Source organism: Streptomyces sp. ISL-98, assembly GCF_018614055.1.
In the GTDB taxonomy this organism is placed as follows: Bacteria; Actinomycetota; Actinomycetes; order Streptomycetales; family Streptomycetaceae; genus Streptomyces; species Streptomyces spiramyceticus.
On record NZ_JAGGPB010000074.1, the window covers coordinates 79,349 to 92,848 of the forward strand.

The following is a 13,500-nucleotide window of genomic DNA, read 5'->3' on the forward strand; positions in this document are numbered from 1 at the left end:
AGGGTGGGGCAACCGGGAGGGCGGACTTTGTACGCCATCAGAACGCCACACGGCCCAATGGTGGGACCCATCGCGTCCTTCCCTTCCCTCAACTGGACGTACGAACAAGGGAAACGGTTGCTCGCCGTTCTCTTAAGGGTGAGACTCCCCCCGGATCACTGCGAGCATTCCATCCAGTTCGTCCGGTTTCACCAGGACATCACGCGCCTTGGAGCCCTCGCTCGGCCCGACGATGCCCCGAGATTCCATCAGATCCATGAGCCTGCCCGCCTTTGCGAAACCGACACGCAATTTCCGCTGAAGCATCGAGGTCGAGCCGAACTGTGTGGACACCACCAGCTCGGCCGCCTGGCACAGAAGGTCCAGGTCGTCGCCGATGTCCTCGTCGATTTCCTTCTTCTTCGCCGTCCCTACGACGACGTCTTCCCTGAAGACGGGCGCCATCTGGTCCTTGCAGTGCCTGACGATGGCCGAAACCTCGTCCTCCGTCACGAACGCGCCCTGCATACGAGTCGGCTTGTTCGCACCCATCGGGAGGAAGAGGCCGTCGCCCTTGCCGATCAGCTTCTCGGCGCCGGGCTGGTCGAGAATGACCCGGCTGTCCGCGAGCGACGAGGTCGCGAAGGCCAGCCGTGACGGCACATTCGCCTTGATGAGACCCGTGACGACGTCCACGGACGGCCGCTGGGTCGCGAGCACCAGATGGATTCCGGCCGCGCGGGCCAATTGGGTGATGCGCACGATCGAGTCCTCGACGTCGCGCGGGGCGACCATCATCAGGTCCGCCAGCTCGTCGACGATCACCAGCAGATACGGGTACGGCGACAACTCCCGCTCGCTGCCCGCGGGCGTGCTGACCTTGCCGTTCCTCACCGCCTGGTTGAAATCGTCGATGTGCCGGAAGCCGTACGCCGCCAGGTCGTCGTACCGCAGGTCCATTTCCCGTACGACCCACTGGAGCGCCTCGGCTGCACGCTTGGGGTTGGTGATGATCGGCGTGATCAGGTGCGGGATGCCCTCGTACGCGGTGAGCTCGACCCGCTTGGGGTCGACGAGCACCATGCGTACGTCGTCGGGGGTCGCCCGCACCATCACCGAGGTGATCAGGCAGTTGATGCAGGACGACTTTCCGGAGCCGGTGGCGCCCGCGACCAGCACGTGCGGCATCTTCGCGAGGTTGGCCATCACATAGCCGCCCTCGACGTCCTTGCCGAGCGCGACGAGCATCGGATGGTCGTCCTCCGCCGCGTCGGCGAGGCGCAGCACGTCGCCGAGGTTGACCATTTCGCGGTCGGTGTTGGGGATCTCGATGCCGACGGCGGACTTGCCGGGGATGGGACTGATGATGCGTACGTCGGGACTGGCGACGGCGTACGCGATGTTCTTGGTCAGTGCCGTGATCCGCTCGACCTTCACGGCGGGGCCGAGCTCCACCTCGTAGCGCGTGACCGTCGGACCACGGGTGAAGCCGGTGACGGCCGCGTCGACCTTGAACTCGGTGAAGACGTTCGTCAGCGAGGCGACGACGATGTCGTTGGCGGCGCTGCGCGTCTTGCCGGGGCCTCCCCTCTCCAGCAGATCCAGCGAGGGCAGGGCGTACGTGATGTCCCCGGCGAGCTGGAGCTGCTCGGCGCGGGGTGGCAGCGGCTGGGATTCCTCGGGGGGCGCCTTGGTCAGATCCGCCACGGGCAGCCGCGCCCCGGAAACGGAGGCCGGTGTCGGCGTCGCCTCGCCCGCCCCGTCCGCCTCCCGCGCCCCGGGCACGGCGGCCGTCCGCTCCCCGGAGACCCCCTGCGTCAGGTCCGCCACGAGCGGCGAGGGCGGCAGCCCGTTCAGTACGGCGCCGTCCAGCGCGGCGGCCGCTGCCGCCGCCACGTCCACGGCGTCCATGGCGCGCGCGGGGGCGGGCTGCACGGAGGGCCTGCGCGGCCGGCGGCGCTGGACGAGCGCCTCCTCCTCGGCCTGGCCGGGGTCGTAGTCCGCCGCCGCGTGGCTGCGGCGCGCGGTTGAGCGGCGCGCGCCCGCGGGCAGCGCTTCGCGCCACTGTTCGTCGTACCGGTCGTCGTCGCTCTCCTGCGCCCCGGGCGGCGGCGCCACGACCCCCAGCTTGACGCCGAGCTGCCGCAGCCGCTGCGGGATGGCATTGACCGGCGTCGCGGTGACCACCAGCAGCCCGAAGACCGTGAGCAGCAGCAGAAGCGGTACGGCGAGTACGTCGCCCATGGTGAAGATCAGCGGCATGGACGCGGCCCAGCCGATCAGCCCGCCGGCGTCCTGCATCGCCTCGGTGCCGTCACCGCGACCGGGCGCCCCGCAGGCGACGTGCACCTGGCCGAGTACGCCGATGACGAGGGCGGAGAGCCCGATGACGATCCGGCCGTTGGCCTCCGGCTTCTCCGGATGCAGGATCAGCCGTACGGCGATGGCGCCGAGCAGTATCGGCACGAGCAGGTCGAGCCGCCCGAAGGCTCCGGTCACGAGCATCTCGACGAGGTCGCCGACCGGGCCGCGCAGTTGGGCCCAGGTGCCGGCCGCGACGATCAGTGCGAGACCGAGCAGGAGCAGTGCGAGACCGTCCTTGCGGTGCGCGGGGTCGAGTCCCTTCGCGCCGCGGCCTATGCCCCGGAACATCGCGCCCACACCGTGCGCGAGGCCGAGCCAGAGGGCGCGTACAAGTCGGTAGACGCCCCCGGTGGGGGACGGCGCCGCCTTGGGTGCGGAACTGGGCGCCGCCTTCTTGGCGGCGGCCTTCTTCGCAGGCGCCTTTTTCGCGGGCGCGGTCTTCTTCGCGGTGCTCTTCTTGGCGGGCGCCGCTTTCTTCGCGGCGTCGGTGGTACGGCCGGCGCGCGGCTTCGCGGTGCCCGCCGTGCCCTGGGAACCATTGCCGGACGTACGTGAGGCCATGGTGGTGAGGTTACCGGTGTGGGGCCGGGTGGACACGTGTGCCTACCGCTTCACCCGTTCGTGTCGTGCACCAGGGGCCGCAAGCTGACGCAGCCTCATGCGACTCGTACGCCCCGCCCAGTCCTACGACTCAGTCCTGCAACTCGGTAACTCAGTCCCACGACTCAGCTCTGCAACTCAGTTCTGCGACGGAAAAGGCGGTGCGCTGCCGCTTGTGCCCGGTTCGAGTGCGTCCAGCGCCCGGCGCAGGCCGGTCAGCTTCCGCTCCAGGTGGGCCGCGGTGGCGACGGCCGCCGCATCGGCCGAGTCGTCGTCGAGCTGTTTGGAGAGCGCCTCCGCCTGCTCCTCAACCGCCGCGAGCCGTGCGGACAGTTCAGCGAGGAGCCCCGCGGGCTCCTTCGCGTCGCCCATGCCGCCCGCCTGGCCGCCACCCTCCAGCTGGAGGCGCAGCAGCGCGGCCTGCTCACGCAGCTGACAGTTCTTCATGTACAGCTCGACGAAGACCGAGACCTTGGCGCGCAGCACCCACGGGTCGAAGGGCTTCGAGATGTAGTCCACGGCGCCGGCCGCATAACCCCGGAAGGTGTGGTGCGGACCGTGGTTGATCGCGGTGAGAAAGATGATCGGGATGTCCCGGGTCCGTTCTCGCCGCTTGATGTGCGCCGCGGTCTCAAAACCGTCCATGCCCGGCATCTGGACGTCCAGCAGAATGACCGCAAAGTCGTCCGTCAGCAGCGCTTTGAGCGCTTCCTCCCCTGACGATGCCCGTACCAGTGTCTGATCGAGCGCAGAGAGGATGGCCTCCAGCGCCAACAGATTCTCCGGCCGGTCATCGACCAGGAGGATCTTGGCCTTCTGAACCATGGCCCGTCCTCCTCGCCCCGGAAGTGCACCGGGCGCCGCCCCAGGGGACGACTCTCTTGCGTCGCCCGTCCTTGTGCCGGTCATCGTAGCCGCACCCTGCCTGTCGCCACACCCTGTCACCGCGATGTCACTGTGCACGTAGCAGAAACGCAGTGGGAGACCAGAAGGTTCCCCGTATACCGCCGCCTCACACGCCTTCGGCCACAGTCAGTCAGCAACCCGCCGGCATACATACAGCCAACGATCACTCCCCACGCATCCATTGATCCATCACCGTCAGCAGATGGTCAGGATCGACCGGCTTCGTAACGTAGTCGGAAGCGCCGGACTCGATGGCCTTCTCCCGGTCGCCCTTCATCGCCTTCGCCGTCAGCGCGATGATCGGCAGTCCGGCAAACTGCGGCATCCTGCGGATCGCCGTAGTCGTCGCGTAGCCGTCCATTTCCGGCATCATGATGTCCATCAGCACGACCGTCACATCGTCGTGCTGCTCCAGGACTTCGATGCCCTCCCGGCCGTTCTCCGCGTACAGCACGGACAGCCCGTGCTGCTCCAGCACGCTGGTGAGCGCGAAGACATTGCGGATGTCGTCGTCGACGATCAGCACCTTCTCGCTGTTGAACATGATGCCGCGACGCGGCTCCGGCGCCGCCTCCTGTCCGTTCGGCGTCCAGGACTCCTGACCGCCCTGTGCCGACGGCGTCCCCGACGTCTGGCCCGGCAGCGCGGCCCGGTGATCCGTACCGCCCACGGCCTTGCGGCGTCGCCGGAACAGCCCGGCGGGCCCGGTCTGCGGGTCGGAGGCCAGCGGGGCGGGGCCGGTCTGCTGGATGGCGTCCTGCGCCGTGGCGTCGTCGGAGCTGCTGCCGCGCAGCGGCTCCATGCCGCCGGGGGAGATCTGCGGGTAGCCCTGGGGCGGCAGTTCGCTCGGGTTCAGCGGCAGATAGAGCGTGAAGGTCGAGCCGCGGCCCGGCTCGCTCGCCGCGTGGATCTCGCCCCCGAGGAGGCGGGCGATCTCCCGGCTGATGGACAGGCCGAGGCCCGTGCCGCCGTACTTCCTGCTGGTCGTCCCGTCGGCCTGCTTGAACGCCTCGAAGATCACCCGCATCTTGCTCGCCGCGATCCCGATCCCTGTGTCGGTCACCGAGAAGGCGATGAGATCACCGTCCGGGTCGCGCAGCGAACCGGCCTCCAGAAGCTGCTCGCGGATCGCGTTCGGTACGTCGGCGCTGGCCAGCCGGATGACGAGCTCGACGGCCCCTGTGTCGGTGAACTTCACCGCGTTGGACAGGAGATTGCGCAGCACCTGCAACAGCCGCTGCTCGTCCGTGTGAAGCGTCGCGGGCAGTTCCGGAGACACCCGTACGGAGAAGTCGAGCCCCTTCTCCGCGGTGAGCGGCCGGAAGGTCGCCTCGACGTAGTCGACGAGCTGGACCAGCGCGATCCGGGTCGGGCTGACGTCCATCTTGCCCGCCTCGACCTTCGACAGGTCGAGGATGTCGTTGATCAGCTGGAGCAGGTCGGAGCCCGCTCCGTGGATCGTCTCGGCGAACTCCACCTGCTTCGGGGAGAGATTGCCCTCCGCGTTGTCGGCGAGCAGCTTGGCCAGGATGAGCAGCGAGTTGAGCGGCGTACGCAGCTCGTGCGACATGTTCGCCAGGAACTCGGACTTGTAGCGCATCGAGACCGCGAGCTGCTCGGCACGTTCCTCCAGGACCTGCCTGGCCTCTTCGATCTCGGTGTTCTTCACTTCGATGTCGCGGTTCTGCTGGGCCAGCAGCTCGGCCTTCTCCTCCAGTTCGGCGTTGGACGCCTGGAGGGCCTTCTGCCGGTTCTCCAACTCCTCTGAGCGCTCGCGCAGTTGCTCGGTCAGCTCCTGCGACTGCTCCAGCAGCACCTCGGTCTTCGTGTTGACGCTGATGGTGTTGACGCTCGTCGCGATCATCTCGGCGATCTGGTTCAGGAAGTCCTTCTGGATCTGGGTGAAGGGCTGGAACGACGCCAGCTCGATCACACCGAGGACCTTCCCCTCGAAGAGCACCGGCAGCACGATCACATGCGCCGGCGGAGCCTCGCCGAGACCGGAGGAGATCTTGAGGTAACCCGGCGGCACGTTGTCCACCAGGATCGTGCGCTTCTCCTCGGCGGCCGTGCCGATGAGGGTCTCACCGGGCTTGAAGGACGTCGGCATCGAGCCCGCCGAGTAGCCGTAACTGCCGCGCATGCGCAGCTCGTACGGGCTGTCCTCGTCCGCCCCCACCTCGGAGTTGCCACGCGTCGTCAGCGCGAGGAAGAACGCGCCGTGCTGGGCCGAGACGACCGGGGTGAGCTCGCTCATGATCAGCGAGGCCACGTCGTCGAGGTCGCGGCGGCCCTGCATCAGACCCGAGATACGGGCCAGGTTGCCCTTGAGCCAGTCCTGTTCCTTGTTGGCGAGGGTGGTGTCGCGCAGGTTGGCGATCATCGTGTTGATGTTGTCCTGCAGGACCTGGATCTCGCCCGCCGCATCGACGTCGATCTTGAGATTGAGGTCGCCGCGGGTGACCGCGGTCGCCACGGCCGCGATCGCGCGCACCTGCCGGGTCAGGTTCCCGGCCATCTCGTTCACGGACTCGGTCAGGTCGCGCCAGGTGCCGTCCACATCGCGTACGCGCGCCTGGCCGCCCAGCTGGCCGTCCGTACCCACCTCACGGGCCACCCGGGTCACCTGGTCGGCGAACGAAGACAGCTGGTCGACCATCGTGTTGATGGTGGTCTTGAGCTCCAGGATCTCGCCGCGCGCATCGATGTCGATCTTCTTGGTCAGATCGCCCTTCGCGATGGCCGTGGTGACCATCGCGATCTGGCGGACCTGCCCGGTCAGGTTGGACGCCATCGAGTTCACCGACTCGGTGAGGTCCTTCCACGTACCGGAAACGCCCGGGACGCGGGCCTGGCCGCCGAGCTCGCCCTCCGTGCCCACCTCGCGGGCCACCCGCGTGACCTCGTCGGCGAACGAGGACAGCGTCGTCACCATCGTGTTGACGGTGTCGGCGAGCTGCGCGACCTCGCCGCGCGCCTCGACCGTCACCTTCTTGGTCAGGTCACCGTTGGCGACCGCCGCCGAGACCTGCGAGATGTTCCGTACCTGCGACGTCAGGTTGTTGGCCATCAGGTTGACGTTGTCGCTGAGGTCCTTCCAGATGCCGGTGACCCCGCGCACCCGGGCCTGGCCGCCGAGGATTCCCTCGGTGCCCACCTCGCGTGCGACCCTCGTCACCTCGTCGGCGAACGACGACAGCTGGTCGACCATCGTGTTGACGGTCGTCACCAGCTCCAGGATCTCGCCCTTGGCATCGACGGTGATCTTCTTCGACAGATCGCCCTTGGCGACCGCCGTCGTCACCTCGGCGATATTGCGCACCTGTGAAGTCAGGTTGTTCGCCATGAAGTTGACGGACTGGGTGAGGTCCTTCCACGTACCGCTGACGCCCTGGACCTCGGCCTGACCGCCGAGAATGCCCTCGGTGCCCACCTCGCGGGCCACCCTGGTCACCTGCTCCGCGAAGTTCGACAGCTGGTCGACCATCGTGTTGAGGGTGTTCTTCAGCTCCAGGATCTCGCCGCGCGCATCCACGTCGATCTTCTGCGACAGGTCACCGCGCGCGACCGCCGTCGCGACCTGCGCGATGTTGCGGACCTGAGCGGTGAGGTTGCCGGCCATGCCGTTCACGGAGTCGGTCAGGTCGCGCCATACGCCGGCGACTCCCGGCACCTGCGCCTGGCCGCCCAGGCGGCCGTCCGTACCCACCTCACGGGCGACTCGCGTCACCTGGTCCGCGAAGGAAGACAGCTGGTCCACCATCGTGTTGATGGTGTTCTTCAGTTCGAGGATCTCGCCGCGCGCATCCACGTCGATCTTCTGCGACAGGTCGCCGCGGGCCACCGCCGTCGTCACCTGAGCGATCTGCCGCACCTGCGATGTCAGGTTCCCCGCCATGAAGTTGACGGAGTCGGTGAGTTCCTTCCAGGTACCGCTGACGCCGTCCACCCGCGCCTGGCCCCCCAGGCGGCCCTCCGTGCCCACGTCGCGCGCCATCCGCGTCACCTGGTCGGCGAACGACGACAGCTGGTCGACCATCGTGTTGACGGTGTTCTTCAGCTCCAGCATCTCGCCGGAGACATCGACGGTGACCTTCTGCGAGAGATCACCATTGGCGACCGCGGTCGTCACCTGCGCGATGTTCCGCACCTGGCCGGTGAGGTTACGGAAGGCCGTGTTGACGGAGTCCGTCAGGTCTTTCCACGTCCCGGCCGCGCCGGGCACCTGCGCCTGACCGCCCAGCAGACCCTCGACGCCGACCTCTCGCGCCACCCGCGTCACTTCGGAACCGAACGACTGAAGCTGGTCCACCATCGTGTTGACGGTGTTCTTCAGCTCCAGCATCTCGCCCGCAACGTCGACAGTGACCTTCTGCGTCATGTCACCGTTGGCCACCGCCGTCGTGACCTGCGCGATGTCCCGCACCTGCGTCGTCAGATTCCGGAAGACGGTGTTGACCGAGTCCGTCAGGTCTTTCCATGTGCCCGCCGCGCCCGGCACCTGCGCCTGCCCGCCGAGGAGACCCTCGCCGCCGACCTCGCTGGCCACTCGCGTGACCTCGTCCGCGAACGTACGCAGCGTCTCGGTCATCTGGTTGATGGTCTCGGCGAGCTGCGCCACCTCGCCCCGCGCGCTCACCGTGACCTTCCGCGACAGATCACCATTGGCGACCGCCGTGGTCACCTCCGCGATCCCGCGCACCTGCGCGGTCAGGTTCCCCGCCATCAGGTTGACGGAGTCCGTCAGGTCCTTCCACACACCGGCCACGCCCGGCACCTGCGCCTGACCGCCCAGCTCGCCCTCGGTACCCACCTCACGGGCGACACGGGTCACCTCGGAGGAGAAGGAGGACAGCTGGTCGACCATCGTGTTGACGGTGTTCTTCAGCTGCAGCATCTCGCCGGCCACATGGACGGTGACCTTCCGCGACAGATCACCCTTGGCGACCGCCGTCGTGACGAGAGCAATGTCACGTACCTGAGCGGTGAGCCGGTACGCCATGGTGTTGACGGAATCCGTGAGATCTTTCCAGGAACCGGACATACCGCGCACCTGGGCCTGGCCGCCCAGCTTGCCCTCGGTACCCACCTCAAGAGCGACCCGCGTCACCTCGTCGGTGAACGCCGACAGCTGGTCGACGAGGTTGTTGACCGTACGCCCGACCTTCAGGAATTCGCCGCGCAGCGGGTGCCCCGCACCCTCCACCCCCAGCGACCGCAGCTCCATCCGCTGGTCCAGATCACCGTCGGCGACTGCGGACAGCACCCGCCCGACCTCGGACACAGGCCGCGCGAGATCGTCGACCAGGGCATTCGAAGCGTCGATCGCGGCGGCCCAGGAGCCCTCGCAGGCCCCCGTTTCCAGCCGCTCGGCCAGCTTCCCCTCACGCCCGACCATGCGCCGTACGCGGGCCAGCTCGCCGGTCAGATGCAGATTCCGGTCGGCCACCTCATTGAAAACGGCGGCGATCTCGGCCATCACACCGTCGCCCGAGACCGTCAGGCGTTTACGGAAATTGCCGTCCCGCATCGTCACCAGTGCCGCCAGCAGCCTTCCGAGGGCTGCCGTGTCCACTTCGGTTGTCCCATTGTTCCGGGACCGTCCGCCTTTTGCGCGCGTGTTCGTGCTCCGCGCGGCTGCGCCAGACTCCACCGTGTCCCTCCCGCAGGGGTTGACCGTACTCACTGGGGCTTCTCCCGGAGCCTTCCCAGTGTTTCACCCTGGCCGAACCAGGCCATAACAGTTCGGCAGCTTCGCACACCCCTCCCCGCACTCTCAGGGCGGAAACACTGGTGACCGGCATCCGCACGGACAGCGAAGGTAAGTAACCTGGCATCCGGCTGTCCAGCCGCCCCGGTCTGCCCGGCGGGGGCGGTGGCGCGAGAACTACCACCGGGCACCGGAGGGGCGGGCCGATCATGGCAGAGCCGGGCGTCGATACGCGTACGAGGAGTTCTGTGATCACCGCGCGGGCGGCTGCCAGCTTCGATCCCGTGGGACGGTCCGTCGCGACCGCCCGCGCCTTTGTCAGGGACACACTCCAGGGGTGGGGGTATTCCGACATCGTGGACGACGCCGTCGTCCTCACCAGCGAGCTCGTCACCAACGCCGTCGTGCATGCGGGCACCACCGCCGACGTGCTCTGTCTCCGGATGGAAGACGGCATCCGGGTCGAGGTCGCCGACCGCTATCCCGAGCGCGAGGTCCCGCTCCAGGGCTCGGCCCAGTCCTTCGGCAGCCCCGACCGCGAAGGCGGCCGAGGACTGCTCCTGTGCGCCGCGCTCGCCTCCCGCTGGGGCGTCGAGTACGCGCGGACCCACAAGCAGGTCTGGTTCCAACTCGACCTCCCCGCACGCCCGGTCGGCATCCGCTCCGCCGGTCCCGTTCTCCCGGTCGAGCTCCTCCCGGTCGCCGACGGCCGCGTCCGCGTCGCCGTCGTCCAGATCGACCGCACCGGCGCGATCAGCGCCTGGAACGAAGACGCGGAGGAGCTTTTCGGTTACGCCGCCGACCAGGTCATCGGCAAGCAGCTCACCGACTTCGCCGCCTGGCCCCATACCCCCGGCATCGCCACCGGCATCGCGGACGCGCTCCAGCTGTCCCGCTGGGAGGGCAGCTACGGCGTACGCGGCGCCGACGGCCGCGTCGTCGCCGTCTACGCGTCCCACCTGCGCGTACGGGACGCGGCGGGCGAGCCGTCCACCGTCTGCCTCCTCGTACGCGACTTCGAGCGCGCCGTGATCCAGTCCCCGCAGCGCACCCCCGCCGACACCGCGGGCGGCACGTTCCCCGAGGGCCGCACTGCCGACCCGTTCGAGGTCTTCATCGGCTCCCCCGCCCCCGACGACCTCGACGGGCTCCTCCAGCGCACCGTCGAGCGCTCCCGGGACATGCTGGACGCCGATTCCGCGTTCCTGCTCCTCGCCACCGACGACGAGACCGAGCTGGAGGTACGAGCCACCACCGGCCTCCCCTCCGCCCGCCAGCGCTTCGCCCGCGTCCCGGTGGAAGCCGGCACCGGCCGCTACGGCTCGGCCCGCATGCCCGCCGTTCACGAGGACCTCACGGCCGTCCCAGGCGCCGTCCCCCTCCTCAGCGGCACCGGCATGCGCTCCGTCGTCACGGTCCCGCTCAAGGTCGAGGGCCGCCTCACCGGCTCACTCGGCGTCGCCGCCGAAGCCCCCGGCCGGTACTCCAACGAGGAGGCCCTGCGCCTCCAGTTCGCCGCCGACCGCATCGCACTCGCCGTCGAATCCGCCCGCCTCGGCGAGCTGGAACGCCTCCGCCGAGGCTCCCTGTCCTTCCTCGTCGAGGCCTCCGACCTCCTCGCCGGTACGCTCGACCGCGACCAGACCCTGGCCCTCATGGCACAGATGACGGTCCCCACGCTGGCCACTTGGTGCGCGGTCTACACGATCGCCGACCAGTCCTCCGAGCCGTACCTCTCGTACGTACTCCACGAGGACGAGGAGCGCATCGACGGCCTCAAGGCCCTGCTCTCCAAGATCGACCCGCCCGAGCCGGTCCCCGCCCCCGGCGCCCGCATCTGGACGGCCCCGAGCGACGCCGCCCACCAGGCCGCCCTCCGTACGTCGATGCGCAGCCTCGGCCTCGGCTCCACCCCGCACCTCGGCTCGGGCATCGGCACCACACTCGCCACAGCCGCAGCCGTCGGCGGCGAGACGGTCGTCCTCCCCCTGGTCGCCCGCAACCGCGTCATCGGCATGCTCACCCTCGGCAAGCCCACCGACGACCACTTCCGCCAGGAAATCCTCGAACTCGCCGAGGACCTCTCCCGCCGCGCCGCGCTGGCCCTCGACAACGCACGCCTGTACTCCGAGCGCATGGCCATCAGCCAGTCCCTCCAGCGCAGCCTCCTCCCGCCCGAGCTGCCCCACGTCCCGAACGTCGAGGTGGAGGTCATCTACCGAGCGGCCGGCGAAGGCAACGAGGTCGGCGGCGACTTCTACGACCTCTTCCCGATCCGCGACGGCGCATACGGCTTCGCCATCGGCGACGTCTGCGGTACGGGCCCGGAGGCGGCCGCGGTCACCGGCCTCGCCCGCCACGCCCTGCGCCTCCTGGCCCGCGAAGGCTTCGGCGGCCCCGCCGTCCTGGAACGCCTGAACGCGGCGATCCTCGACGAGGGCGCCCGAAGCCGCTTCCTGACGCTCCTGTACGGCGAGTTGTGGCCGCAGGAGGACGGCAGCTCGATCCTCAAAATCGTCTGTGCGGGCCACCCGCTCCCCCTGCGTCTGCGCCCGGACGGCTCGGTCGAACCGGCCGCCGAACCCCAGCCGCTGCTCGGCGTCATGGAGGACCTGGAGCTGTACGAGCAGACCGTCACCCTCGACCCCGGCGACGTGCTCCTGTGCGTCACCGACGGCGTCACCGAGCGCCGCGAGGGCACCCGCATGCTCGGCGACGACGGCCTCGCCGACGTCCTGGCCACCTGTACGGGCCTGACGGCCGGCGCGGTGGCCGCCCGCATCCTGCGCGCCGTCGAGCGCTTCGCAGCAGAACCGGCATCCGACGACATGGCCATCCTCGCGATGCGCGTCCCGGAGCGGCACAACTCATAGGGCATACACGAAAGGCCCCCGCCAACCGGCGGGGGCCTTTCGTTTGTTGAGCCCCAATACGGAATCGAACCGTAGACCTTCTCCTTACCATGGAGACGCTCTACCGACTGAGCTATTGGGGCCTGCTGCGCTGCGGCAACGGAATAGATCATACCCGAATCCGAGCATGCTCTGAACCAACCCTTCCTCTGGACCGGTCCCGCCCCCGCTGCCACCATGCGCGACGCCGCCGACCTGATGTGGGAGTTCTTCGCCTCCCACCCCAAACATTCGTCCTAGAAGGCCGGTTGCAGGAGCCCGCCAAGCGCATTGCAGGCCGCCACGACGCGTTGAAGGTCACGACGCGACAGCTCGCCACCGATGGGCAGAGCGAGGGTCTCGTCGGCGGCCCGCTCGGTCTCGGGCAGACAGACCTCCCGCTGGAAGTCCGGCAACCGGTGTACGGGAGTCTTCACCGGCACATGACAGTTGACGCCCCTGCGCCGCACGGCGTGTGCGAACGCGTCACGATCGGGCCGCCCATTACCGGGCACCCGGACGACGTACTGCTGATAGCCGTGCCCCTCGCACACCACCGGGGTCCGAACCCCGGTGAGCCGCCCGTCCAGGTAAGCCGCGTGCACGCGCCGTCGAGCGACCGCGCTCGGATCCGCGTCGGCCTCCTCGCGATGCTCCACCACGAGAAGCCCTCGCCGACGCCCGAGCTCCTCGAGCCGCCCCATGCCTGCGGGAGACCCGAATCGCTTTACGCCCACGATGGCCGCCGTACGCGATGTCACGGCGGCTTCAGCGGCACCCGCATCCAGGCAGTACGTCTCCCCGTCGATGTCGGCGAACACCGGCAGCGCCCGGACAGCCAGCACCGCCTCAGCCAACTCGACGTTCCCGTAAGCCGACACGATGACCTCGTCGCCGGCACCGACACCCGCGGACTTCAGCATTCCGATCGTCCCCATGACTGTGGATGCTGGTCGTACGACGTGAACATCAAGTGACTAGGCATAAAAAAACGCTGGTCCCTGAACCGAAGTTCAGGGACCAGCGTGAATGATTGTTCGGCGGCGTCCT

The 13,500-nt window shown here is 68.6% G+C and carries 5 protein-coding genes and 1 tRNA gene; 1 reads left to right on the plus strand and 5 read right to left on the minus strand.

The features are described 5' to 3' along the window. Positions 1-132: 132 nt before the first annotated feature. The 3 genes from J7I98_RS36370 to J7I98_RS36380 form a co-directional block, all read right to left on the minus strand. Positions 133-2,904, minus strand: a complete 2,772-nt coding sequence (locus tag J7I98_RS36370; protein WP_214929337.1) for a DNA translocase FtsK — start codon at positions 2,902-2,904, stop codon at positions 133-135. Between the two features lie 177 nt (positions 2,905-3,081). Then, on the minus strand, positions 3,082-3,768 hold the full coding sequence (locus J7I98_RS36375) for a two-component system response regulator (protein ID WP_214929338.1): 687 nt from the start codon (positions 3,766-3,768) through the stop codon (positions 3,082-3,084). A gap of 244 nt (positions 3,769-4,012) precedes the next feature. Beyond that, positions 4,013-9,502 (minus strand): HAMP domain-containing protein, encoded by a 5,490-nt coding sequence (locus J7I98_RS36380; RefSeq protein ID WP_214929339.1) that lies wholly within the window; start codon positions 9,500-9,502, stop codon positions 4,013-4,015. 266 nt (positions 9,503-9,768) lie between these two features. Here J7I98_RS36380 and J7I98_RS36385 point away from each other — a divergent pair, with 266 nt between their 5' ends. After that, positions 9,769-12,432, plus strand: coding sequence for a SpoIIE family protein phosphatase (locus J7I98_RS36385; protein WP_214929340.1), 2,664 nt, complete (start codon positions 9,769-9,771; stop codon positions 12,430-12,432). Positions 12,433-12,481: 49 nt separating this feature from the next. On the opposite strand, the gene J7I98_RS36390 is transcribed toward J7I98_RS36385, so the two are convergent. Both J7I98_RS36390 and J7I98_RS36395 read right to left on the minus strand, forming a co-directional pair. Then, positions 12,482-12,554, minus strand: a tRNA-Thr gene (locus J7I98_RS36390). 153 nt (positions 12,555-12,707) lie between these two features. Beyond that, positions 12,708-13,388: a DegT/DnrJ/EryC1/StrS family aminotransferase gene (locus J7I98_RS36395; RefSeq protein ID WP_214929341.1), complete on the minus strand. Its 681-nt coding sequence runs from the start codon at positions 13,386-13,388 to the stop codon at positions 12,708-12,710. Positions 13,389-13,500: the final 112 nt, after the last annotated feature.